This is a genomic window from Marinobacter halotolerans, from assembly GCF_008795985.1.
GTDB lineage: Bacteria > Pseudomonadota > Gammaproteobacteria > Pseudomonadales > Oleiphilaceae > Marinobacter > Marinobacter halotolerans.
The window spans coordinates 109,579-133,598 of record NZ_VMHP01000001.1 but is presented as its reverse complement, the minus strand read 5'-3'; the positions used below and the strand labels follow the sequence as shown (position 1 = coordinate 133,598).

Here is a 24,020-nt window from a genome sequence, read left to right as displayed (position 1 = left end):
AGCGTTAAGGTTTACCAATGAACGACAAAAAGAATGTTTTTCTGGGTGGTTTGCTTGCCGCATCGGTTCTTGCATCACCCGTGATGGCCGGCGTGTCTCCGAGTGAGGCCGCCAAACTTGGTCAGTCTCTTACACCTTTTGGCTCGGAAAAGGCCGGCAACGCCGCTGGCACGATTCCGCCCTGGACCGGGGGTCTGAGAGCAGAAGACGCGCCTGCGGCCTACGAAGGCAGCGGCCAGCACCACATCAACCCGTTCCCGGAAGATGAGGTGTTGTTTACGATCGGTGCCAGCAACGCCGAGCAATTCGATCAATACCTGACAGACGGCCTGCGGGCCATGTTTGAAACCTATCCCACCACCTTCAATGTGCCGGTGTATCGCAGCCGTCGTACCCACGCCGTGCCGGACTGGGTGGCTGAAAATACTCAGGATAACGCGGTCAGTGCCGAAGTTGTTGGACAGGGTGCCGGCATTGACGGTGCCTTCGGTGGCTATCCTTTCCCGATTCTGCACGGCAACAACGAACAGAAGGCCTGGCAGGTTATGTGGAACCACCTGACTCGCTGGCGCGGTGTATCGATTACTCGCCGTTCGAGCGAAGTGGCTGTTCAGACGGACGGTGACTACGGCCTGGTAACCTCCCAGCAGGAAGCCTTCTTCAATTACTACAACCCGGAAGGCAATGAAGACACGCTGGATAACGTGATCTTCTACTACCTGTCGTTCACCCAGTCTCCACCCCGCCTGGCCGGTGGTGCCATCCTGATTCACGAAACCCTGAACCAGGTCATCAATCCTCGTAACGGCTGGGGCTACAACGCTGGTCAGCGCCGCGTCCGCCGTGCGCCCAATCTGGGCTATGATTCACCGATTGCAGCGGCCGACAACCTGAGAACGGCAGACGACACCGATATCTTTAACGGTGCTCTTGACCGGTATAACTGGGATTACAAAGGCATGCGCGAAATCTATGTGCCTTACAACAATTATCGTCTCAGTGAAGCGGGCACGCCCTATTCCGAAATTCTCGGTATCTCCCATGTCAACCCGGACCTGACGCGCTGGGAGCTCCATCGCGTTCATGTTGTCGAGGCCAACCTGAAAGAGGGCGAGCGTCACATCTATGCAAAGCGTCGCTTCTACGTGGATGCCGACAGCTGGAACACCCTGCTGGTTGATCAGTATGACGGTCGTGGCGAGCTGTGGCGCGTCACCATGGGGTTCGCGAAGAATTATTACGAGCTTCCGGGTGTGTGGACTACACTGGATGTGTATCACGACCTGCAGGCCCGACGTTACCATGTACTCGGGCTTGACACTGAGCAGCCGTCAACCCGGGAATTCACCAATGACGTTCCCAACCTTCGTTACTACTCACCGGCGTCACTTCGTCGCAGGAGTGTCCGTTAACGGCGATGCAGTGAATTGAAAGGCTTCAATCGCCGTGGACTGAGGCGAGCATAGGTACCGGTGGTCGAGAGGCCACCGGTACATTCACGCTTGGAACCAGTACAATGGCGGCCCGGGAATAATCCAGTTCAACACAACATATAGGCAATCTGAATGGCTAAAAGGTTGATGTGCAACACTCTTGGAGCGGCCTGCTTTGGCTTTTCCATGGCGATAGCCGCCCCTTCAGTGTTAGCAATCGCAGACGTTATCGAAACTCCGGCCAGGCCCACGGATCTTGCGCCGGAGCGCCTGCTCACCGACGCGGATCGTGCTGGTGACAGAATCGTCGCAGCCGGAGAGCGCGGCCATATCATCTATTCTGATAATGGCGGTGATTCCTGGAGTCAGGCCGAGGTGCCTGTTTCAGTGACTCTGACCGGTGTCGATTTTGCCACCGAGACTCACGGTTGGGCGGTAGGTCACAGCGGTGTTGTGTTGCATTCCGATGATGCAGCTGAAACCTGGACACTCCAGCTGACTGGGGTCAGGGCGGCAGAATTGGCCATCGCCACCCTTGAGGAGCAGATCGCTGCCATGGAGCAGCGGATTGCCGAGGCACCTGAGGAAGACGTGCCCGATCTCGAATGGGCGCTGGGTGATCTGGAGTTTGCCCTTGAGAACCTTCAGGCGGACCAGGATGTTGGCCCGGTAAACCCGCTGCTGGATGTCTGGTTCAAAAACGAGGATTACGGTTTTGTTGTGGGTGCCTACGGCATGTTTCTGCGCACAACAGACGGCGGTGAGACCTGGGAAGATATGTCGCCGCAACTTGAGAATCCGCGAAACTTCCACCTGAACAGCATTACCAGCATCACCGGTGGTGCTCTGGTGATCGTGGGTGAAGCCGGGCAGATCTTTGTGTCGGTTGACGGCGGGGATACCTGGGAAACTCGCGAAAGTCCCTATGAGGGTTCACTGTTTGGCGCCATCGGCACCGGTAACGTGAACGAGATTCTTACATTCGGGCTCCGCGGTAATACCTTTATGTCTACGGACCTGGGCAAAACCTGGAAAGTGGTGCCGAATGAAGGCGGTGCGACCCTTAATGATGGTGCAGTTTCTGAAGATGGCCGGATCACGCTGGTCGGCAACTCCGGCGCGGTGTTGATGAGCACCAATGGCGGCGAAAGTTTCCGCCCCTACTTCAGGGACGACAGAGAAGGCGTAATGGACGTTGTGCCTCTTCCGGGCACTGATGTTCTTCTTTTTGGCGAGGGCGGAGTGAAACACACCGACGCTCGCGGCCAGGATCTACAATAACGCCCTGATGCGGCACCAACAGAACGAATTTTAGAGGGGCTTTTGAATGTCCAACCCGAAGCATGATAAGGGCGAACATTACATCACGACGCCGAAGGCCGAACCGTTTCTGGAACGGCTGATTTTCAACAATCGGGCGATTATCCTGATTGCTTTTCTCATCCTGACACTGTTTCTGGGCTATAACGCCGTAAAGATTCAGCCGGATGCCAGTTTTGAGCGAATGATTCCGCTTGAGCATCCGTACATCGTAAACATGCTTGAGCACCGAGAAAGTCTCGCCAACCTTGGCAACTTCGTCCGTATAGCGGTGGAAGTCGAGGAAGGTGACATTTTCACCCAGGAATACATGGAGACGCTCAAGCAGATCACCGATGAGGTGTTCTATCTCAATGGCGTTGACCGCTCTGGCCTCAAATCCCTTTGGACGTCGAATGTTCGCTGGGTCGAGGTAACCGAGCAGGGCTTCCAGGGTGGCACGGTTATTCCGGATAACTACGACGGTTCCCGTGAAAGCCTTGAGCAGCTTCGCCAGAACGTGCTGAGATCCAACGAGGTTGGTCGCCTGGTGGCTGACAACTTCAAGTCCACCATCGTCTACGCGCCGCTTTACGAGAAGAACCCGGAAACCGGCGAAGCGTTGAACTATGGCGAGTTCTCCCGTCAGCTTGAAGAGAAAATCCGCCAGAAGTACGAGGCCCAGAACCCCAATATCGATATCCATATTGTCGGTTTTGCCAAGAAGGTCGGTGACCTTATCGAGGGCATTGGTTCGATTGCCTACTTTGCGGGCATCACCATTCTGCTGACCACGTTGCTGCTGTTTGGTTACTCCCGTTCCGTGACCGGAACCCTGGTGCCAGTGTTCACGTCTATCGTAGCCGTCTTTCTTCAGCTGGGAACGCTGCGTTTGTTGGGCTACGGGCTTGATCCGTATTCTGTGCTTGTTCCCTTCCTGGTATTTGCCATCGGCATCAGTCACGGGGTTCAGATTGTTAACGCCATGGCTGTGGAGGCGTCGAAAGGGTTTGATAAGGTCACAGCCGCACGACTCGCGTTTCGTGCGCTGTACATTCCCGGCATGCTGGCGCTGGTATCGGACGCCTTTGGTTTCCTGACGCTGATTTTCATTGAAATTGACGTGATCCGTGATCTGGCTGTAGCTGCAGGTATCGGTGTTGCGTTTGTTATCCTGACCAACCTCGTGTTGCATGTCCTCATCATGTCTTATGTCGGTATATCCAAAGGCGGTATCCGGCACGTCCAGAATCATGACGAGAAGAATGATCGCAAATGGCGCGTCATGTCCTACTTCGCGCATCCCGGTGTCGCACCGATTTCGCTGCTGATTGCGGTCATCGGTCTTGGCCTCGGTTTGTACTATAAGCAGGACCTGAAGGTTGGCGACCTGGATCAGGGCGCACCCGAGCTGCGCAAGGATTCCAGGTACAATAAGGACAATGCGTTCATCATCGACAACTACTCTACCAGTGCGGATGTTCTGGTGGTGATGGTCAAGACCGAGGAAGAGCAGTGCACCCAGTACAATGTTCTGCGGGCGATGGATTCGCTGCAGTGGGAGCTTGAGAACACTCCGGGTGTGCAGTCTTCGGCGTCGCTGGCTGACGTGTCCAAGATTGTTACCAAGGCGCTTAACGAAGGTAACTGGAAGTGGTATGAGATTTCCCGCAACCAGACCATCATCAACGCCTCAATCCGGCAGGCGCCTGCCGGGCTGATCAACGTGAACTGCGATCTGACGCCGGTACTGGTATTCCTGGAGGACCACAAGGCGGAGACACTTGAGACGGTTACCGAGCGTGTGGAGGAGTTCGCCAGCAACAACAACACTGACGAATTCACCTTCTTGCTTGCCGCCGGTAACGCGGGTGTGGAAGCAGCCACCAACGAGGTCATTTCCAGCGCCAAGAACGTGATGCTTGCCTTCGTCTATGGCGTGGTGGCTCTGCTGTGCCTGGCGACCTTCAGGTCAGTACGGGCCGTGTTGTGTATCCTGATTCCGCTTGGGCTGACGTCGATTCTGGCCGAGGCGATCATGGCGGTCTCGGGTATCGGTATCAAAGTTGCCACTCTGCCGGTCATCGCCCTGGGCGTCGGTATTGGTGTCGACTATGGCATCTATATCTACAGCAAGCTCGAGAAATACCTGCTTGAGGGCAGAACGCTTCAGGACGCGTATTTCGAGACCCTGAGATCGACTGGCAAAGCCGTAATCTTTACCGGTATCACGCTGGGCATTGGTGTCGTGACCTGGATATTCTCACCGATCAAATTCCAGGCGGACATGGGGCTGCTGTTGTTCTTCATGTTCATCTGGAACATGGTTGGATCAATCTGGCTGTTGCCGGCACTGGCGCGGTTCCTGCTGCGTCCGGACCGTATGGTCGCGAAGGCTCGCGCCGCAAAATAGCCGACTAAAGTCTGAGTAAGAAAAGCCCGCTTTGCGGGCTTTTCTTTTTTATATCAGGTGGTTGCCGGTTCCTTGCAGGCTTTATTTCTGCCCGGAAGTGGGCTATGTTTTAACATGGATGTTGATACCTCAGAGGTATTCTTTTCAGTAGAGAATAAAACAACCAGGAAAAGGGAAGAGTCATGGCACTTAAACAGAAATTTTCCGCCATTGCGGTAGCCGCCGCCGTCAGTTTCGGGGCAACGACTGCCTCGGTAAATGCTCAGGAACAGCAGTTTGTCACCATCGGAACGGGTGGCGTGACGGGCGTGTACTATCCCGCCGGTGGTGCAATCTGCCGACTGGTCAATATGGACCGCAAGGAGCATGGAATTCGTTGTTCGGTCGAGAGTACCGGCGGTTCCGTATACAACCTGAACGCCATTCGCCAGGGTGAGCTTGACCTGGCTGTCGCCCAGTCCGACTGGCAGTTCCATGCCTACAACGGCACCAGTCAGTTCAAGGAAGATGGCGCTAACAAGGATTTGCGAGCGGTATTCTCGCTGCATCCCGAGCCTTTCACCGTGGTTGCAAGCAAAGGGTCCGGCATCAAGACGTTCGAGGATCTGGCTGGCAAGCGCGTTTCCGTGGGCAACCCGGGTTCTGGACAGCGCGCCACAGCCGAGGTTCTGATGGAGGAAATGGGCTGGACCATGGACAAGTTTGCCTTGCCTGCCGAGCTGAAAGCGGCGGAGCAGTCCCAGGCGCTGTGTGATGGCAACATCGACGCGTTCTTCTACACGGTCGGTCACCCGTCCGGTGCAATCAAAGAAGCCACCACCTCCTGCGACAGTGTGCTGGTGAACGTCGACAATGCGGCCACGGAAAGGTTGATTAACGAGAACCCGTACTATCGTGAAGCCACCATTCCGGGCGGCATGTATCGTGGAAGCGATGAGGATGTAACCACCTTCGGTGTGGCGGCAACCCTGGTGTCTTCGACCGACGTTTCCGAAGAGGTTGTGTATCAGGTAGTCAAGGCTGTGTTTGAAAACTTCGACAGCTTCAAGCGCCTGCATCCTGCCTTTGCCAACCTGGAAAAAGAGGAAATGGTCAGCAACGCGCTCAGCGCACCGCTCCATCCTGGGGCGAAGAAGTACTATAAAGAAGTGGGTCTGGTCGACTGACAGTTCAAGATCCGATGAAATGCGGGGTGGGCCAGAGGCCCATCCCGCTGTTTTCCCTCCGTTACTTCCCAGGAATAAGCTATGACCAGTAGCGAACCCAATGAAGGGGCTGGCGTGGGCCGCGATGTGGACCGCGACAAGATCAAACAAGTTCTTCAGACAGAGACCGGGGGGAGGGCTGCTACGGGGCCAGCTGCGGTTGTACTGTTCATCGTGCCTTTGTGCTGGTCTTTGTTCCAGCTGTGGATTGCATCACCGCTCCCCTACATCCTTGAGATAGGGATTTTCAATTCCACGGAAACCCGATCCATCCATCTTGCGTTTGCCGCTTTTCTGGCGTTTTCAGCCTATCCCATGATTCGGGGCAGGCATGTTAACCATGTTCCCATATACGACTGGGTGCTGGCGCTTGCGGCGGCTTTTACCGCCTCGTATCTTTTCTTTTTCTACGAAGAGCTGGCCGAGCGGCCGGGTGCGCCCATTACCCAGGATATTGTGGTGGCGCTCTGTGGTCTGGTGCTTTTGCTGGAAGCCACCCGGCGAGCGCTGGGTTTGCCACTGACCATTGTGGCGGGTATTTTTATTATCTATGCAGTGGCCGGCCCTTACATGCCGGACGTGATTTCCCACGGTGGGGCCAGTCTGAACAAGCTGGCGTCCCACATGTGGCTGGGTACCGAAGGGGTTTTCGGTGTGGCCCTGGGTGTGTCCACCAGTTTTGTGTTTCTGTTTGTCCTGTTCGGGGCGCTTCTGGAACGTGCCGGTGCGGGCAACTACTTCATCCAGGTGGCTTACGCCATGCTTGGCCACATGCGAGGGGGCCCGGCCAAGGCCGCCGTGGTATCCAGCGGCCTGAGCGGGGTTATCTCCGGTTCGTCCATTGCCAATGTGGTGACAACCGGCACCTTTACCATTCCGCTCATGAAACGGGTGGGCTTTCCGGCAACAAAAGCCGGTGCGGTTGAAGTGGCAGCTTCCACCAACGGGCAGCTGACGCCGCCCATCATGGGCGCCGCGGCTTTCCTGATGGTGGAGTATGTCGGCATCTCCTACCTGGAGGTGATCAAACACGCCATTCTGCCTGCCATGATTTCCTACGTGGCGCTCATTTACATCGTGCACCTGGAAGCCTGCAAGCTGAAGATGAAGGGCATTGAACGGCTCAATCGTCCCACTCTTGCCCAGCGTATGCTCAACTGGGTGGTGATTCTGCTGGGGCTGAGCGTCCTCACTCTTGCGGTCTACTATGGTATTGGCTGGACCAAGGATCTCTTTGGTGAAGCCGCCATATGGGTGCTGGGGCCGCTGCTTCTGCTGGCCTATATAGGGCTGGTCGGCTATGCCACCCGCTTTCCGGATCTTGAGGAAGACGACCCTGATTCTTCTATGGATAAGTTGCCGGAAGTAGGGCCGACGGTAAAAACCGGGCTCTATTTCCTGCTGCCGGTGGTGGTGCTGGTCTGGTGTCTGACGGTCGAGCGCTTTTCGCCGCAACTGTCCGCTTTCTGGGCAACCATATTCATGATTTTTATTGTGGTGACCCAGAGGCCGCTGAAAGCCGCTTTTCGCCGGCATGGCAATCTGCTGCAGCGCACTGTACAGGGCTTTAATGACCTGGTGCATTCACTGGTCACCGGCGCACGGAACATGGTCGGTATTGGTGTAGCAACGGCTACGGCCGGTATTGTCGTAGGCACGGTTACTCTGACCGGTATCGGGCTGGTTATGACCCAGTTTGTTGAATTTATTTCCGGCGGCAACCTGCTGTTGATGCTTATATTCACGGCACTCATCAGTCTGATTCTGGGCATGGGGCTGCCTACCACGGCAAACTATATTGTGGTGTCCACTCTGATGGCGCCGGTCATCGTCACCCTGGGGGCCCAGAACGGGCTGCTGGTTCCGTTGATTGCGGTGCACCTGTTTGTCTTCTACTTCGGGATACTGGCGGATGATACGCCGCCCGTGGGGCTGGCGGCTTATGCCGCCGCCGCCATATCAGGAGCAGACCCGATAAAGACCGGTGTCCAGGGCTTCACGTACGACATCCGCACGGCGATTCTCCCGTTCATGTTTATCTTCAATACTCAGTTATTGCTGATTGATCTGACCGGGTGGTTCGATCTGCTGGTCACCGTTGTGAGCGCGGTCACCGCCATGCTGGTGTTCTCCGCGGCTACCCAGGGCTACTGGTTCACCAAGAGCTATAAATGGGAATCGGCGCTCCTGTTGCTGATTACCTTTACGCTTTTCCGCCCGGGTTACTGGTGGGACATGGTGTACCCGGCCACGCAGGACCTGCCAGGTACCGCAATTGAAGAGCACGTGGAGACGGTGCCGCCGGGTGCCCCGATCGTCATCAAGGCGTCCGGTATGTCCCTCGCAGGCGATGAGGTCTCCACCTATCTGAAATTGCCGTTACCAGCGGCGGAAACCCCGGAAGCCCGGCTGGCAGAAGCCGGGCTGGAGCTTTCAGAAAGTGATGGCAAAATGGTGGTCGACTTTGTGGGCTTCGGGAGCCCGGCGGAGAATGCGGGTATAAGCTTTGGCTGGACCATTGATGCGGTTCGAGTGGAAAACGAGCGTCCACCGAAAGAACTGATGTTCATACCGGCGCTGCTGTTGCTTGGGCTTGTTGCTTTCGGACAGCTCCGGCGACGAACGCCGGAAGAGGCCAGCGTGACCTGAATTCATCAAACCGTTCTCGAAACCTTCCCCGAAACCCGGCCCGGCGTTAACCCGCCGGGCTTTTTTCTGGTAGACTCCTCCGCAAATCGGCCCGTGGTCTGTATCACGGAGAGCCGACCACACGTGGTCTTTGGTAGGGATCACCTCTGAGTCAAACAGGAGACAATTATGCCAGTCGTTACTCTGCCTGATGGCAGCCATCGCAGTTTTTCCGAATCCGTAACCGTTCATGACGTTGCCGCCGACATCGGCGCAGGTCTTGCGAAAGCCGCAATTGCAGGCCGGGTGAATGGAACACTCGTGGATACCAGTTTTCCCATTGAAGAAGACGCGGATCTCGCCATTATTACCGAGCGTGATGAAGAGGGTGTGGATGTCATCCGCCACTCGACCGCTCACCTGATGGCCATGGCCGTTCAGGAGCTGTTCCCCGGTGCCCAGGTAACCATCGGCCCGGTGATTGATAACGGCTTCTATTACGATTTCAAATACGATCGTCCGTTTACCAACGAAGACCTGAGCCGGATCGAGAAACGCATGGAAGAACTGGCAAAGCAGGATCTTCCGGTATCCCGTTCGGTGATGTCCCGTGACGAAGCCATCAAACTGTTCGATGAGATGGGCGAAGAATATAAAGTCCGCATCATTGAAGATATTCCCGGTGATGAAGATTTGTCCTTCTACCGGCAGGGCGATTTTATCGACCTGTGCCGCGGCCCCCACGTGCCTAGCACCGGCAAGCTAAAAGCCTTCAAGCTGACTAAGGTGGCCGGCGCCTACTGGCGCGGTGATACCAGCAATGAACAGCTACAGCGGGTGTACGGCACCGCCTGGGGCAACAAGAAGGACCTGAAGGCCTATCTGCATCGTCTGGAAGAGGCGGAAAAGCGCGACCACCGCAAGATCGGCAAGAAGCTGAACCTGTTCCACATGCAGGAAGAGGCTCCGGGCATGGTGTTCTGGCACCCGGACGGCTGGTCGCTGTATCAGGAAGTTGAGCAGTACATGCGCCAGAAGCAGCATGAGTACGGCTACAAAGAAATCAAGACGCCACAAGTGGTGTCCCGTGCGCTCTGGGAAAAGTCCGGGCACTGGGACAAGTTCAAGGACGACATGTTCACCACCGAGTCCGAGAAACATGACTACGCCATCAAGCCCATGAACTGCCCCTGCCACGTGCAGGTGTTCAACCAGGGTCTGAAAAGCTACAAGGACCTGCCCCTGCGGCTGGCGGAGTTCGGTTCCTGTCACCGCAATGAGGCATCCGGTGCGCTTCACGGGCTGATGCGGGTTCGCGGATTTACCCAGGACGATGCTCATATCTTCTGCGAGGAAAACGCGATCCAGAAGGAAGTGTCGGCGTTTATCGGCATGCTTCACGAGATCTACACTGACTTCGGCTTTGACCAGATTCTTTACAAGCTGTCCACCCGCCCGGAAAAGCGGGTCGGTTCCGATGAAGTCTGGGACAAATCCGAGGCGGCACTGGAGCAGGCGCTGAATCGCGAGGGCGTGGATTGGGAGCTGCTGCCGGGGGAGGGTGCGTTCTACGGCCCCAAGATCGAATTTTCCTTGAAGGACTGCATCGGTCGGGTATGGCAGTGTGGTACCATCCAGGTCGACTTTTCGATGCCCGGGCGTCTTGGCGCCCAATACGTTGCGGATAACTCCGAGCGGAAAACACCGGTTATGCTTCATCGCGCCGTACTGGGCTCATTCGAGCGCTTTATCGGTATTCTGATCGAAGAATATGAAGGGGCATTCCCCACCTGGCTGGCACCCACACAGATTGCGGTGATGAATATTACCGACAATCAGCGGGATTATTGCCAGAATCTCGCAAAAAAGTGGGATTCTCTGGGGTATAGGGTTAATGCTGACTTGAGAAACGAGAAGATCGGCTTTAAAATCCGCGAGCACACTATTAACAAAGTGCCCTTTCTTGTTGTTGTCGGTGATCAAGAGGTCGAGAACAACGCCGTTTCGGTGAGAACCCGTAAAGGCGAAGACATGGGCACTTTATCGCTGGACGCGTTTGAGCAGCTGATGGCTGACGAAATCGAACGCAAAGGCAGAACTAAAACGGAGATCTGATTATTAAACAGCGAGCGAATCGGGGACGTGCACCAAAAGCGCCAATCAACGAGAATATTGACGCAACTGAAGTCCGGCTTATTGACGCAGAGGGCAACCAGGTCGGCGTAGTGTCGATCGAAGATGCAATCAAGCAGGCAGAAGAAGCGTCTCTTGACCTGGTTCAGGTTACGGATTCCGATCCGATCGTCTGTAAGATAATGGACTACGGTAAGAAAATCTTCGATGAGAAGAAGGCCAAAGCGGCTGCCAAGAAAAAGCAGAAGCAGACGCAGGTCAAAGAGCTTAAGTTCCGTCCAGGAACTGAAGAAGGGGATTATCAGGTCAAACTACGCAACCTGGTACGTTTCCTTGAAAACGGGGACCGCGGCAAAATTACTATCCGCTTCCGTGGACGTGAGATGGCACACCAGGAAATCGGTATGAAACTCATGAACCGGATTGAAACGGATATTGAAGAGCTTGCCCAGGTAGAACAGCGGCCGAAAATGGAAGGCCGCCAGATGACCATGGTAGTGGCGCCCCGCAAGAAGAAGTAAGACTGATTTCACTAAAAACAGAATGCGGAGTTTTAAAAAATGTCCAAGATGAAAACCAAAAGCGGGGCCACCAAGCGGTTCAAAAAAACCGCCAACGGCTTCAAGCACAAGCAGTCCTTCACCAGTCATATCTTGACCAAGAAGAGCCCCAAGCGTAAGCGTCAGCTCCGCGGTACCAAGCTGATCGCCAAGTCTGACGTGGCTTCCATCAAGCGTATGACAGCGTGCTGATTCAGCCGCTAACCATTCCTGTCAAGGTATAAAGGTAGAAGGATTAAAGTATGGCTCGTGTAAAACGTGGCGTGGTAGCACGTCGTCGTCACAAAAAGATCATGAATCAGGCCAAAGGTTATTACGGAGCGCGTAGCCGCGTTTATCGTGTAGCCAAACAGGCGGTTATCAAAGCCGGTCAGTATGCGTATCGCGACCGTCGCAACCGTAAGCGCGCTTTCCGCGCCCTGTGGATCGCCCGTATCAATGCCGGCGCCCGCGCCAACGGTCTGTCTTACAGCCGTCTGATTGCTGGTCTCAAGAAGGCTAACGTAGAAATCGATCGCAAGGTTCTGGCCGATCTGGCCATGAACGAGCAGCAGGCGTTTTCCGCTGTTGTTGAAACGGCCAAAGCATCCCTGTGATTGCTTAGCTCTTTCATCGATCTGTGATCGATTCAAGCGCCTCCTGGTTATGAAGGCGCTTTCTGATAGGGGAAGGGCACGCTCTTCCCCTATTTTTGTTTGGAGCATTCCATTTCTGGATTGGAGCAGGGGCAATGGAAAACCTGGATCAACTCGTTCAGGACGGCCTGAAATCGGTTGAGCAAGCGGACGATCTGAAGGCGCTGGACCAGATCCGCGTTGAGTACCTGGGCAAGAAGGGCGTGATTACCCAGCAGGCCAAAACCCTGGGCAAGCTTTCCGCCGAGGAGCGTCCGGCCGCTGGCCAGAAAATCAATGAAGCCAAGGGACAGGTAGAGCAGGCGATCAACGCCCGCCGGGACGACCTTGAACGCAAGGCCATTGAACAGAAACTGGCCGGGGAATCCATTGACGTAACGCTGCCGGGTCGCGGTCAGGATCTGGGTGGGCTTCACCCTGTGACCCGCACACTGCAGCGTATCGAGCAGTTCTTCGGCAAGGCCGGCTATACCGTGGAACAGGGTCCGGAAATCGAAGACGATTATCACAACTTCGAAGCCCTCAATATTCCCGGCCACCATCCCGCTCGTGCCATGCACGACACCTTCTATTTCAACCCGGGTACCTTGCTTCGCACCCATACTTCGCCGGTTCAGATCCGTACCATGGAAGCGGGCAAGCCGCCTTTCCGCATGATCTGCCCGGGCCGGGTCTATCGCTGTGATTCCGATATGACCCATACGCCCATGTTCCACCAGGTAGAGGGTTTGCTGGTGGAAAAAAATGTCAGCTTTGCCGATCTGAAAAGCACCGTGGAAGAATTCCTGCGAGTATTTTTCGAGCGGGATCTGGAAGTTCGGTTTCGCCCGTCCTATTTTCCGTTCACCGAGCCTTCTGCTGAAGTGGATATCGAGTGGGGTCGTGAAGAAGACGGCAGTATCAAATGGCTGGAAGTCATGGGGTGCGGCATGGTCCACCCGAAAGTGTTCGAACACTGCGGAATCGACTCCGAGGAATACCGTGGATTTGCGTTCGGCCTCGGCGTTGAGCGTCTTGCAATGCTCCGCTATGGCGTGAACGACCTGCGCATGTTCTTCGAGAATGATCTCCGGTTCTTGCGCCAGTTCCGGTAAAGCCGGCCGCAGAACAAGAATCCAATAGCAAAAGCTCCAGTACAAGGCAGATACCATGAAATTCAGTGAACAGTGGCTCCGCGAGTGGGTCAATCCGGCAATCGACACCCAGGCATTGATGGACCAGATCACCATGGCCGGTCTGGAAGTGGACGGCTTTGAGCCTGTGGCCGGCAAGTTCAGTGGCATTGTCGTGGGCGAGGTACTCTCCGTGGCACCCCATCCGGATGCCGACAAGCTCAGGGTCTGCCAGGTGAGTGACGGCGCCAGTGAAGTTCAGGTGGTCTGTGGCGCTCCGAACGTCCGGGACGGTATGAAAGTGCCCTTTGCGGTTGTCGGCGCCGTCCTGCCCGGTGATTTCAAGATCAAGAAGGCCAAGCTTCGTGGTCAGCCCTCGGAAGGCATGCTGTGTTCCGAGTCCGAGTTGGGGCTGTCGGAGAATCACGAGGGGTTGATGGAGCTGCCGGCGAACGCACCCGTGGGCCAGCCTCTGGACAAGTTCCTTGGTCTGAACGATGTTACCATCGACGTGGACCTGACCCCCAACCGCAGTGACTGTCTGTCGATCAAGGGTATCGCCCGGGAAGTGGGTGTTCTCAACAGCCTGGTGGTTGAAGGGCCTGAAATCACAGAGATTGAAGCGGTGCATTCAGACGTGCCGGATATCGCCGTAAGGGCACCCGAGGGTTGTCCCCGTTATCTGGGGCGCATCCTCAGAAACGTCGATCTGAGCGTGCCGGCCCCGCTCTGGATGCAGGAAAAGCTGCGCCGTTGCGGTGTCCGCTCCATCGACGCTGCCGTGGATGTCACCAACTACGTGATGCTTGAGCTTGGTCAGCCCATGCACGCCTTTGACCGGTCAGAGATCAGCGGCGGTATTTTGGTCAGAATGGCCGAAGCCAACGAAAAACTGATTCTTCTGGATGGTCAGGAAGTTGAGCTGACTTCTGACACCTTGATTATTGCGGACCATGCCAAGCCGATCGCTATTGCTGGTGTCATGGGCGGGGAGCATTCCGGTGTGAGCCAGAAGACACGTGATCTGGTGCTGGAAGCAGCCTATTTCGATCCGATTACTCTGGCCGGCAAGGCCCGGCAGTACAGCCTGCACACAGACGCCTCCCATCGCTTTGAGCGGGGAGTAGACTACAAGCTCGCCCGTGATGCCATGGAACGGGCGACATCGTTGCTGATGGAGATTGTGGGCGGCGAACCCGGCGAAGTGGTGGAAGTGGCCAGCAAGAATGATCTACCGGACGATCGCACGGTTGATCTTCGGGAATCGCGGGTTGCGGAAGTTCTGGGGCTCCAAATTGACCGGACCACGGTCGAGGAAATCCTGACCCGCCTGGGTTTTCATATCGACAAGCTTTTGAAAAATGGCTGGCGGGTTCATGTGCCCAGCTTCCGTCCGGATGTGAGCATCGAGGAAGACCTGATTGAAGAAATCGGGCGCATCTACGGATACAACAATCTGCCGGTGACCGAACCAACAGGTTCGCTTGGTCTCCGACCTCAGGCGGAAGCCATCCGCCCGGTGTCTGCCATCCAGAATTATTTTGTTGATTGCGGCTACCACGAAGCGATTACCTACAGCTTTGTTGACCCCAAAGTCCAGTCACTGGTGAACCCTGAAGATCAGGGAATTGCCCTGGCCAATCCGATTTCCTCGGACCTGTCCGTGATGCGGACCAGTCTCTGGAGTGGTCTGCTGAAAACGGTCAGTTATAACCAGAACCGTCAGCAGCCACGCATCCGGCTATTCGAAACCGGCCTGAAATTTCGCAAGGATGGCGACAGGATTGATCAGCAGCCAATGCTGGCCGGCGTGGTGGTTGGCAACCAGTTGCCCGAAAACTGGGCGAACGGTCGCAGAATGGCCGACTTCTTTGATGTAAAAGGGGAGTTGGAGGGTCTGTTCCGGTTGCTGGGCATTGAAGTGGACTTTGCCGCAGGCCAACACCCGGCGCTTCATCCAGGGCAGACCGCGGAACTGCTGAGAGACGGCGAGCACGTGGGCTGGTTGGGAACCTTGCACCCGCAAGTTCAGAAAAAGCTTGAACTTAATGGCACGATCCTGATGTTTGAGCTATTCTTGAATTCGATTGTTTCCGGTTATGTGCCTAATTTCAAAGATATTTCGAAATTCCCGGAAGTTCGGCGTGATTTGGCTATCATTATTGGAAGCGACACCGGGTTTTCTGACGTCGAGCGTGTTGCCAAAAAGCATGCCGGCGAGAACCTGACAGCATTGCGTGCGTTTGATGTCTATGAAGGCGAGAGCCTTGGGGAAGGCAATCGTAGCCTCGCCCTCAGCCTGTTCTGGCAGCATCCTGAGCGCACCTTAAATGAGGAAGAAGTGCACACGCTCTTCAGTGGTGTTATCGATGCACTGAAAGAGGAGCTTGGGGCAACACTGAGGAGTTGATCAATGGCGGCCTTGACGAAAGCGGAAATGGCAGAGCGTTTGTACGAGGAATTGGGTCTTAATAAACGTGAGGCCAAGGAAATGGTCGAAGCTTTTTTCGATGAGATCAGGGGTGCCCTGAGTCACAACGAGCAGGTGAAACTGTCGGGTTTCGGTAACTTTGATCTGCGTGACAAGAAACAGCGGCCGGGAAGAAATCCCAAAACCGGCGAAGAAATTCCAATTAGTGCACGGCGCGTCGTTACGTTTCGCCCAGGTCAGAAACTGAAACAAAAAGTAGAAGCGTATGCTGGAACCCAGTCATAACAACGAACTGCCCACAATACCGGGCAAGCGTTATTTCACCATCGGCGAGGTCGCTGACCTCTGTGCGGTGAAGGCGCATGTCTTGCGGTATTGGGAGCAGGAATTCCCGCAGCTGTCACCGGTCAAGCGCCGTGGTAACCGTCGCTACTATCAGCGCGCGGATGTAATTACCATCCGTCAGATCCGTAGCCTGTTGTATGATCAGGGCTATACCATCGGTGGCGCCAAGCAGAAACTGAGCAGTCATGAGGTTAAAGACGATACCTCGCAGTACAAGCAACTGATACGTCAGATGATTACCGAACTTGAGGAAGTGCTGGATGTGCTGAATACACCGGTAAAATAGATGCCGGGCTTGAAATAACCCAGCTCTTGATGAAAAAACCGGAGGTTAAACTTCGGTTTTTTTATGGGCTCTGTTATTTCCAGGAACGTTTCGACTCGGAATCAATTTCCTCCCTGGACTCCGAAGGAATGTGCCCGGACTCTATCATGATTTCTTCCGGTGAACTGCCTGCACGTTCCCGAAGCAATTTTGCGAAAGCAACCAGCAAATCCCTGTCTTTTTCCAATAACGATATAAATATCGTGTTCAGCGCAATCTGATCCGGATTCTGCGCCCTGTTATCCAATTCGGAAATTGAAAAGACTTCTGCAAGGCTGAAGTTCAGAGATTCGGAAATCCGGTAGAGAAGGTCAAGACTGGGACGCGAAATATCTCTCTCGATACGGCTCAGGTTGCCGACATAGGAGTCGGTCCTTTGAGCAAGTTCCGCAAGCGTGAAGCCTTTTTGTTTTCTCAACTGCCTTAAAGCTTGGCCTAAGCTCATACTTGCCCTTGTCAAAAAAAACTAAATGGTACTTGGAAAATAGCGCTTAAACAAAGCTGCAACATACGCATAAAAATCTGCTTTTATAATGCGTGAAGTGCACTTATTATGGTTATGATTCCTGTATCAAGCTCAATGTCATGCTTTTGGTGCAATATTTCCATTTATAACGGAGCCAGTATTGGACATAAATAATAATAAAGATAGCCGCGGAAGAAAGTTCCTGTTTCAGCCGATCTGTTCTGCTCAGTCGGGGGGCCTGGTTGAATTGCAGGTAATACCAGAACTTGAGGGGTTTCGGGGCAGGAGTGCAAACGACCGGATGGACGGTCATCTGTTCGGACACACCGAGCATTCACAGCGCGTCGATGCAGAGAAGGCACTCGACGCCCAGGCGATTGAGTTTTTTTACCAGTGGTCTGCGACTTTTTTGAGAGAAGACGTCGGCTTTCTGATCGGATTGCCCCTGAGTCTTGAAACTGGCCTCAGCGAATTTTTTGTCGATTGGGTTTCGGATCTTGCCAAAGACCATAAAATCGGTCCGGAGCACATTGTTTTCCATTTGCATGAAACAGATTACCTCTACAACAGCGAAGTTCCTGCTCTTATCCAGGATCTTTCGAATGCTGGTTTCGGAATCTCTGTTGACTGCTTTCTGGCAGACGGACCGCATTTCGAAATCCTCTCGAGCCCCCACGTTGGATTTATCGGCTGTAACCGGCTGGTTGCCAATAGCGCGTTGGAATCGGATGTAAAATGGCGATATCTGTTGGGGCTTGTTGCGCTAGCGGAGAAGCTGAACAAACAGATCGTACTTAATGGGGTGGATACCGAACAGCAGCTGGCGCTGATCAGAAAGCTGGAAGGGGTGTGGTTTCAGGGTGCCATGGCCGGCAGTTGTTTCTCCCCGGAAGAGTTGACGTCCTATCTCACAGACTCCAGTGGCACTGAAAAAGGCTGAGCGAACCCGATTCCTCGGCGGTTCCAGCGCCCCCCATACTCGTTCGAATATTCCCTGTGCGCACAAAGCTACCCTTCAGCAACGTTGAAAAAAGGTTTCCCGAGAGGCAGACGCTGATTTCAGCCATAAAAAAGCCCGGGTCTTTCGACACCGGGCCTTTGTTTTCAATCTGGTCGGGACGGTAGGATTTGAACCTACGACCCCTTGCACCCCATGCAAGTGCGCTACCAAGCTGCGCCACGCCCCGAATTGCTTTGCCAACGAGAAACTTGAGAGAAATCTCAGTGGCTTAGCGGAAGCGAAGTCTACACCAGGCTTTCTTAAAAATAAACATCACAGGGCCATTTCCCCAGTGATTTCTAGCGCAATTTTGTTTCTCTCAGTTCCCGGATAAACTCGGGTGGGTCAAAGCTGTCACTCCGGGCTTCGGGCCAGTAGGTGTCATAGACACGGGTGCCGGTTTTCCCTTTGAGGAGGGCTCCGGGCTCCAGAAATGGAAACAGCTCCAGGTAGGAGTGAATTTCGGTTTTCGAGCTTCTACGGAGGATATGTTCTGGCCCAAGCTCTGAAGGATGCCGCAGGCCGGAAGCAGCCAGCAGATTGCTGAGCGCGTCCAGAGTGTTCTTGTGGAAGTTATAGACCCGCTGGCTCTTGTCCTGAACGTCCAGCTTGTTGCTGCGCCTGGGGTCCTGTGTGGCAACACCGCTGGGGCACTTGCCGGTGTGGCAACTGAGGGACTGTATGCATCCCAGTGCAAACATGTAGCCCCGTGCCGCGTTGCACCAGTCCGCCCCCAGGGCGAGGGTGCGGGCAATGTTGAATGCGGAGGTGATTTTGCCGGCCGCGCCGATGGCGATGTCCTCCCGCAGATTGGTGCCCACCAGCGTGTTATGCACCAGTAGTAACGCTTCGGTCATGGGTACGCCGATTCGGTTGATGAACTCCAGGGGCGCGGCCCCGGTTCCGCCTTCGCCTCCGTCCACTACGATGAAGTCGGGCTTTCTTCCGGTTTCCAGCATGGCCTTGACGATGGCAAACCACTCCCAGGGATGGCCAATTGCCAGCTTGAAGCCCACCGGCTTGCCGCCGGACAGGTCGCGCAACCGGTCAATAAATTCCAGCATTTCCACGGGCGTCGAAAAGGCTGAATGCCTGGCGGGCGAGACGACATCCTTGCCGACTTCAACGCCCCGGGCCTCGGCAATTTCCGGAGTGACTTTTTCACCGGGAAGAATGCCGCCATGGCCGGGCTTGGCTCCCTGAGATAGTTTGAGCTCTATCATCTTTACCTGATCGAGCGTTGCGTTTTTGCGGAACATATCTTCATTGAAGGTGCCGTCTTTATGTCTGCAGCCGAAGTAGCCGGAACCGATTTCCCAGACCAGATCGCCTCCGGGCTCACGGTGGTAGCGGGAAATCGAGCCCTCGCCGGTGTCATGGTAGAAACTGCCCAGTTTTGCGCCACGGTTCAGGCTGAGAATGGCGTTGGAAGACAGTGAGCCAAAGCTCATGGCTGAAATGTTGAAAACGCTGGCCTTGTAGGGCTTTGCGCAGTGCTTGCCGATCTCAATACGAAAGTCGCTATCTTTAATGTCGGCAGGGCGCATCGAGTGGTTGATCCACTCGAAGCCCTCGTCATACATGCCCAGTTGGGAGCCAAAAGGACGCTTGTCCAGAACGTTTTTGGCGCGCTGGTATACAATCGCGCGCTGCTCTCGCGAGAACGGCCGCTCCTCGGTGTCGGACTCAATGAAGTACTGGCGTATTTCCGGCCCGATGGACTCAAAAAAGTAGCGAAAGTGAGCCAGAATCGGATAAAGCCGGCTGACCGTGTGCTTGTTCTGCAGCACATCCCAGGTGCCTACAAGCGTCAGCGCGGCAAAAATGACCGGTAGCAGGTACCAGTCTCTGAGGTACAGGCTCAGGGGCAGGGTGGTCAGTAGCCCGGCAATACTCAATGCAAATGCGGTGTAGCGGAAAGGGAAGGTTGTCGTCTTCGCCATGAATACCTCGGCCGAGTGAAGCAGTGTCGGCTGTGGCGGCGACTTCTGCTCCACTGAAGAATTTGGTCTATTCTGAAAATAGCTGCGGAATCGATAGGCAGTATAGCGTCGTTTTGATGTTTTGAGCTCAAACCAATAAGATGTACAGCTCGTAACGTTTGAAACTAAACAACTGTACGAATTTCCTTACATCAGAAAGGAGGCTCCCAACGTGGGTAACGCCGTCAAAGATGAATATCATACCGATTACGTGGTAGGGCAGGACAATGTCGCCAAGTTCGGCTTTGATATGCACAACATTGTCTTCCCGTTCACTGCGCTGCTAATCATAGCGTTTGTCGTCGGAACGCTTATTTTTCCGGAAGGCGCAGGAGAGCTGCTGGCCGGGGCAAAGAATGGCGCGATCGCTATTTTTGACTGGGGCTTCTTGCTCAGTGCAAACCTGTTCGTGCTTTTCAGTCTTGCGCTGATCTTCATGCCTGTTGGTAAGATCCGGATTGGCGGCGTGGACGCCAAGCCCGAATTTTCCCTGCTCTCATGGTTTGCCATGCTGTTCGCAGCGGGTATGGGCATCGGTCTGATGTTCTGGTCTGTGGCCGAACCGGCCGCCTATTACACCGATTGGTACGGCACACCGCTGGGTGTTGCAGCCAACACCCCAGAGGGCGCGAAGCTCGCCATGGGCGCCACAATGTACCACTGGGGCCTTCATCCCTGGGCGATCTACGCGATCGTCGGTCTTTCTTTGGCGTTCTTTACCTACAACAAAGGCCTGCCGCTGACCATACGGTCGGCCTTTTTCCCGATCCTGGGTGACAGGGTCTGGGGCTGGCCTGGCAATGTCATCGACATCGTGGCGGTACTGGCGACCATCTTTGGTCTGGCCACGTCCCTTGGCTTCGGTGCACAGCAGGCGGCGTCAGGGTTCAGTTACCTCTTCGATGTTGAGCCAAGCCTGAACATTCAGATTGCGGTCATTGTTGGCGTCACGGCTGTTGCGACCGTATCCGTTATTCGCGGGATCGATGGTGGCGTAAAGCTGTTGAGTAATATCAACATGGTGCTTGCCGCCCTGTTGCTGGTGTTCGTACTGTTTGTCGGTTCAACTCTGTCGATTTTCCAGTGGGTCTGGGAAACTACCGTTTCCTATACCACCAATATGTTTGCCCTCAGCAATCCGTTTGGCAGGGAAGAGGATACTACCTGGTTCCACGGTTGGACCGTGTTCTACTGGGCCTGGTGGATTTCCTGGTCACCGTTCGTCGGTATGTTCATCGCCCGCGTCTCCAAGGGCCGTACCGTGCGTGAATTTGTGACGGCCGTACTGATTATCCCGACTCTGATCACCGTCGTCTGGATGAGCACCTTTGGTGGTAGTGGCCTTGAGCAGATCCAGAATGATGTCGGTGCACTGGCTTCCCAGGGCATCACCGATACCTCTCTGGCCATGTTCCAGATGCTGGAAAACCTGCCGTTGGCTTCGATTACCTCATTCATTGCGATTGTACTGGTGTTGGTGTTCTTCGTGACCTCATCGGATTCCGGTTCACTGGTTATTGACAGCATTACCTCCGGCGGCAAGATTGATGCGCCGAAAACACAGCGTGTTTTCTGGGCGGTCAGTGAGGGTGCCATTGCCGGTGTGCTGTTGTTCGTCGGCGGTGACAATGCGCTGAATGCCTTGCAGGCCGGCTCGGTCAGTGTGGGGCTGCCCTTTACGTTTGTGCTGCTGGCCATGTGTTACAGCTTGTTCAAAGGGCTTCACCATGAGCGCAGACTGTTAATTGCCGAAGGCAAAATGTAGCGGCAACGCAGTTTGAAAGTCAGAAAACAAGAGGGGTCCCGCCAGCAGGGGCCCTTCTGTTTTATGGGTATAAAAGAATCTGGTCTACTCTTTAAATAGTTGCGTAACTAAGCGCCACTTTGATGTTTTTAGCTCAAAGCAATAATATGTACGGACTGTAACGATCAAACCTGAAATTTTGCGAATTTCCTTACAACACAAAGGAGACTCCCAACGTGGGTAACGTCGTCAAAGATGAATATCATACCGATTACGTGGTGGGGCAGGACAATGTCGCCAAGTTCGGTTTTGATATGCACAACATTGTATTTCCCCTCACCGCGCTGTTAATCATTGCCTTTGTCATTGGAACTCTCCTCTATCCGGAGGGTGCTGGTGAATTATTGACCGGGGCGAAGAATGGCGCGATCGCAGTGTTTGACTGGGGCTTTTTGCTCAGCGCAAACCTGTTTGTCCTTTTCTGCCTGGCGCTGATTTTCATGCCAGTTAGCAAGATCCGGATTGGCGGCGTGGACGCCAAGCCCGAGTTTTCCCTGCTTTCCTGGTTCGCCATGCTGTTTGCAGCCGGTATGGGTATCGGTCTGTTGTTCTGGTCTGTGGCGGAGCCCGCTGCCTACTACACCGATTGGTATGGCACACCGCTGGGCGTAGAGCCCAATACCCCTGAAGGCGCGAAGCTTGCGATGGGCGCAACCATGTACCACTGGGGTCTTCACCCCTGGGCGATCTATGCCATTGTGGGTCTTTCCCTGGCATTCTTTACCTACAACAAGGGCCTGCCGCTGACCATCCGGTCGGCCTTTTTCCCGATCCTGGGTGACAGGGTGTGGGGCTGGCCCGGCAACGTGATCGACGTGGTGGCCGTACTGGCGACCATCTTTGGTCTCGCCACCTCACTTGGCTTTGGTGCACAGCAGGCGGCTTCGGGACTGAGCTACCTCTTTGATATACAAGGTGGCCTGAATGTTCAGATTGCGGTCATCACTGGCGTTACGGCCGTGGCAACCATTTCGGTTGTCCGTGGTATCGAAGGCGGCGTAAAGCTGCTGAGTAACATCAATATGAGCCTGGCAGCACTGTTGCTGTTGTTTGTTCTGGTCGTCGGCTCAACGTCGTCGATTTTTTCCTGGGTCTGGGAAACGACGGCGTCCTACGCCAGCAATATGTTTGCACTGAGCAATCCATTCGGTCGTGAAGATTCCACCTGGTTCCACGGCTGGACGGTATTTTACTGGGCCTGGTGGATTTCCTGGTCACCGTTCGTTGGCATGTTTATCGCTCGTGTATCCAAAGGCCGTACGGTGCGTGAATTTGTGACGGCTGTACTGATTATTCCGACGCTGATCACCGTCCTCTGGATGAGTGCCTTTGGTGGAAGTGGCATTGATCAGATCCAGAATGATATCGGTGCACTGGCCTCTCAGGGCATTACCGACACGTCTTTGGCGATGTTCCAGATGCTTGAGAATCTGCCGTTGGCTTCGATTACCTCATTCATTGCCATTGTGCTGGTACTGGTGTTCTTCGTAACCTCATCGGATTCCGGCTCGCTGGTGATTGATAGCATTACCTCTGGCGGCAAAATTGATGCGCCGAAGGCGCAGCGGGTTTTCTGGGCTGTCACCGAGGGCGCGATTGCGGGTGTATTGCTGTATGTGGGCGGCGACCAGGCGCTGAATGCCTTGCAGGCTGGCGCAGTGAGCGTAGGGCTGCCCTTTACACTGGTGCTCCTGGCGATGTGCTACAGCCTGTTCAAGGGCCTGCATCATGAACGCGGACTGCTGATTGCCGAAGGCAAGATGTAACGGCAACCAGCACGAAAACGTTCAGGCAAAAGCAAAGGGCCCCTCATTGAGGGGCCCTTTGCGTAGATTGGATGAAAAAACGGGAGAATCACTTCGGATCAGACGAGTTTCTTGAGATGAAGTGGTTACCGTCCAGAACCTGCTCCGAGCGCAGATACTCCTGAATAAAAGGGGAACAGTTCAGATAAAACAGCAACAGCTCTCTCTGGATGTCCTGATCCTGTATTCGAGACGCAAAATTGATCAGCTCACGAACGGATTCATCTCCGCGCTCGGTAAAAGTTTTGCCGTAGCGTGATTCTACCAGGGTTGTCAGACGTTCCAGATGAAACTCACCCGTGTGCGTCATGTGAGGCAGGATGCGCGGGGATTCCTCCAGCGAAAATTCCGATCCCAGTCTTTTCCAGAGCTCTTTCAGCATCTTTCCTGTCTCGTGCCCGGTTGGCGGTCCGATGTGTTCTGTAAGCATGTTTTAGTTGATAT

General features: G+C 54.7%; 19 protein-coding genes and 1 tRNA gene. 16 read left to right on the top strand and 4 right to left on the bottom strand.

All coding sequences use genetic code 11. The features are described from left to right. The first annotated feature begins 17 nt into the window (after positions 1–17). From FPL19_RS00570 to FPL19_RS00510, 13 genes are all read left to right on the top strand, one after another. Complete coding sequence (locus FPL19_RS00570; RefSeq protein WP_150909603.1) at positions 18–1,412, top strand: DUF1329 domain-containing protein; 1,395 nt, start codon at positions 18–20, stop codon at positions 1,410–1,412. Between the two features lie 153 nt (positions 1,413–1,565). Continuing rightward, the gene (locus FPL19_RS00565) at positions 1,566–2,714 is read left to right on the top strand and encodes a WD40/YVTN/BNR-like repeat-containing protein (RefSeq protein WP_225314238.1); all 1,149 of its coding nucleotides are present in this window, start codon (positions 1,566–1,568) and stop codon (positions 2,712–2,714) included. Positions 2,715–2,760: 46 nt separating this feature from the next. Further along, positions 2,761–5,145: an efflux RND transporter permease subunit gene (locus FPL19_RS00560; protein ID WP_150909601.1), complete on the top strand. Its 2,385-nt coding sequence runs from the start codon at positions 2,761–2,763 to the stop codon at positions 5,143–5,145. A 182-nt stretch (positions 5,146–5,327) separates the two neighbouring features. After that, the gene (locus FPL19_RS00555; RefSeq protein WP_150909599.1) at positions 5,328–6,311 is read left to right on the top strand and encodes a TAXI family TRAP transporter solute-binding subunit; all 984 of its coding nucleotides are present in this window, start codon (positions 5,328–5,330) and stop codon (positions 6,309–6,311) included. Between the two features lie 81 nt (positions 6,312–6,392). Next, positions 6,393–8,999 (top strand): TRAP transporter permease, encoded by a 2,607-nt coding sequence (locus FPL19_RS00550; RefSeq protein ID WP_150909597.1) that lies wholly within the window; start codon positions 6,393–6,395, stop codon positions 8,997–8,999. A gap of 168 nt (positions 9,000–9,167) precedes the next feature. Then, positions 9,168–11,093: a threonine--tRNA ligase gene (gene thrS, locus FPL19_RS00545; RefSeq protein ID WP_150909594.1), complete on the top strand. Its 1,926-nt coding sequence runs from the start codon at positions 9,168–9,170 to the stop codon at positions 11,091–11,093. After that, the gene (infC, locus tag FPL19_RS00540; protein ID WP_150909592.1) at positions 11,090–11,632 is read left to right on the top strand and encodes a translation initiation factor IF-3; all 543 of its coding nucleotides are present in this window, start codon (positions 11,090–11,092) and stop codon (positions 11,630–11,632) included. The genes thrS and infC overlap by 4 nt, the downstream gene beginning before the upstream one ends. Positions 11,633–11,671: 39 nt before the next feature. After that, a complete protein-coding gene (rpmI, locus tag FPL19_RS00535; RefSeq protein WP_150909590.1) occupies positions 11,672–11,863 on the top strand; it encodes a 50S ribosomal protein L35 in 192 nt (63 codons plus the stop codon). 50 nt (positions 11,864–11,913) lie between these two features. Continuing rightward, the gene (gene rplT / locus FPL19_RS00530; RefSeq protein ID WP_135802535.1) at positions 11,914–12,267 is read left to right on the top strand and encodes a 50S ribosomal protein L20; all 354 of its coding nucleotides are present in this window, start codon (positions 11,914–11,916) and stop codon (positions 12,265–12,267) included. Between the two features lie 134 nt (positions 12,268–12,401). Further along, entirely contained in the window at positions 12,402–13,400 is a 999-nt protein-coding gene (pheS, locus tag FPL19_RS00525) for a phenylalanine--tRNA ligase subunit alpha (RefSeq protein WP_150909588.1), read from the top strand. A gap of 55 nt (positions 13,401–13,455) precedes the next feature. After that, positions 13,456–15,828 carry a phenylalanine--tRNA ligase subunit beta gene (pheT, locus tag FPL19_RS00520; protein WP_150909586.1) on the top strand — a complete coding sequence of 791 codons (2,373 nt, stop codon included), beginning with the start codon at positions 13,456–13,458 and terminating at the stop codon, positions 15,826–15,828. A 3-nt stretch (positions 15,829–15,831) separates the two neighbouring features. Further along, positions 15,832–16,134, top strand: a complete 303-nt coding sequence (gene ihfA, locus FPL19_RS00515; RefSeq protein ID WP_007151838.1) for an integration host factor subunit alpha — start codon at positions 15,832–15,834, stop codon at positions 16,132–16,134. Continuing rightward, positions 16,115–16,480 (top strand): MerR family transcriptional regulator, encoded by a 366-nt coding sequence (locus tag FPL19_RS00510; RefSeq protein ID WP_150909584.1) that lies wholly within the window; start codon positions 16,115–16,117, stop codon positions 16,478–16,480. The genes ihfA and FPL19_RS00510 overlap by 20 nt, the downstream gene beginning before the upstream one ends. Positions 16,481–16,553: 73 nt before the next feature. Here FPL19_RS00510 and FPL19_RS00505 read toward each other — a convergent pair whose 3' ends face one another. After that, complete coding sequence (locus tag FPL19_RS00505) at positions 16,554–16,964, bottom strand: helix-turn-helix domain-containing protein (RefSeq protein WP_150909582.1); 411 nt, start codon at positions 16,962–16,964, stop codon at positions 16,554–16,556. Between the two features lie 181 nt (positions 16,965–17,145). Here FPL19_RS00505 and FPL19_RS00500 point away from each other — a divergent pair, with 181 nt between their 5' ends. Further along, positions 17,146–17,925 carry an EAL domain-containing protein gene (locus tag FPL19_RS00500; protein WP_191965191.1) on the top strand — a complete coding sequence of 260 codons (780 nt, stop codon included), beginning with the start codon at positions 17,146–17,148 and terminating at the stop codon, positions 17,923–17,925. A 170-nt stretch (positions 17,926–18,095) separates the two neighbouring features. On the opposite strand, the gene FPL19_RS00495 is transcribed toward FPL19_RS00500, so the two are convergent. Both FPL19_RS00495 and FPL19_RS00490 read right to left on the bottom strand, forming a co-directional pair. Beyond that, a tRNA-Pro gene (locus tag FPL19_RS00495) sits at positions 18,096–18,172 on the bottom strand. 112 nt (positions 18,173–18,284) lie between these two features. After that, the gene (locus FPL19_RS00490; protein ID WP_150909578.1) at positions 18,285–19,928 is read right to left on the bottom strand and encodes an FMN-binding glutamate synthase family protein; all 1,644 of its coding nucleotides are present in this window, start codon (positions 19,926–19,928) and stop codon (positions 18,285–18,287) included. Between the two features lie 211 nt (positions 19,929–20,139). On the opposite strand from FPL19_RS00490, the gene FPL19_RS00485 reads away from it, so the two are divergent. Then, entirely contained in the window at positions 20,140–21,732 is a 1,593-nt protein-coding gene (locus tag FPL19_RS00485; protein WP_150909576.1) for a BCCT family transporter, read from the top strand. A 215-nt stretch (positions 21,733–21,947) separates the two neighbouring features. Continuing rightward, positions 21,948–23,537: a BCCT family transporter gene (locus FPL19_RS00480; RefSeq protein ID WP_150909574.1), complete on the top strand. Its 1,590-nt coding sequence runs from the start codon at positions 21,948–21,950 to the stop codon at positions 23,535–23,537. Positions 23,538–23,625: 88 nt separating this feature from the next. On the opposite strand, the gene FPL19_RS00475 is transcribed toward FPL19_RS00480, so the two are convergent. Continuing rightward, the gene (locus FPL19_RS00475; RefSeq protein ID WP_150909572.1) at positions 23,626–23,958 is read right to left on the bottom strand and encodes a hypothetical protein; all 333 of its coding nucleotides are present in this window, start codon (positions 23,956–23,958) and stop codon (positions 23,626–23,628) included. Between the last annotated feature and the right edge of the window lie 62 nt (positions 23,959–24,020).

What these genes read in the sequence shown, in the direction of transcription:
- FPL19_RS00570 (WP_150909603.1), top strand. Translation starts at nt 18, where the DNA reads ATGAACGACAAAAAGAATGTTTTTCTGGGTGGTTTGCTTGCCGCATCG.
- FPL19_RS00565 (WP_225314238.1), top strand. Translation starts at nt 1,566, where the DNA reads ATGGCTAAAAGGTTGATGTGCAACACTCTTGGAGCGGCCTGCTTTGGC.
- FPL19_RS00560 (WP_150909601.1), top strand. Translation starts at nt 2,761, where the DNA reads ATGTCCAACCCGAAGCATGATAAGGGCGAACATTACATCACGACGCCG.
- FPL19_RS00555 (WP_150909599.1), top strand. Translation starts at nt 5,328, where the DNA reads ATGGCACTTAAACAGAAATTTTCCGCCATTGCGGTAGCCGCCGCCGTC.
- FPL19_RS00550 (WP_150909597.1), top strand. Translation starts at nt 6,393, where the DNA reads ATGACCAGTAGCGAACCCAATGAAGGGGCTGGCGTGGGCCGCGATGTG.
- thrS (WP_150909594.1), top strand. Translation starts at nt 9,168, where the DNA reads ATGCCAGTCGTTACTCTGCCTGATGGCAGCCATCGCAGTTTTTCCGAA.
- rpmI (WP_150909590.1), top strand. Translation starts at nt 11,672, where the DNA reads ATGTCCAAGATGAAAACCAAAAGCGGGGCCACCAAGCGGTTCAAAAAA.
- rplT (WP_135802535.1), top strand. Translation starts at nt 11,914, where the DNA reads ATGGCTCGTGTAAAACGTGGCGTGGTAGCACGTCGTCGTCACAAAAAG.
- pheS (WP_150909588.1), top strand. Translation starts at nt 12,402, where the DNA reads ATGGAAAACCTGGATCAACTCGTTCAGGACGGCCTGAAATCGGTTGAG.
- pheT (WP_150909586.1), top strand. Translation starts at nt 13,456, where the DNA reads ATGAAATTCAGTGAACAGTGGCTCCGCGAGTGGGTCAATCCGGCAATC.
- ihfA (WP_007151838.1), top strand. Translation starts at nt 15,832, where the DNA reads ATGGCGGCCTTGACGAAAGCGGAAATGGCAGAGCGTTTGTACGAGGAA.
- FPL19_RS00510 (WP_150909584.1), top strand. Translation starts at nt 16,115, where the DNA reads ATGCTGGAACCCAGTCATAACAACGAACTGCCCACAATACCGGGCAAG.
- FPL19_RS00505 (WP_150909582.1), bottom strand. Translation starts at nt 16,964, where the DNA reads ATGAGCTTAGGCCAAGCTTTAAGGCAGTTGAGAAAACAAAAAGGCTTC.
- FPL19_RS00490 (WP_150909578.1), bottom strand. Translation starts at nt 19,928, where the DNA reads ATGGCGAAGACGACAACCTTCCCTTTCCGCTACACCGCATTTGCATTG.
- FPL19_RS00475 (WP_150909572.1), bottom strand. Translation starts at nt 23,958, where the DNA reads ATGCTGAAAGAGCTCTGGAAAAGACTGGGATCGGAATTTTCGCTGGAG.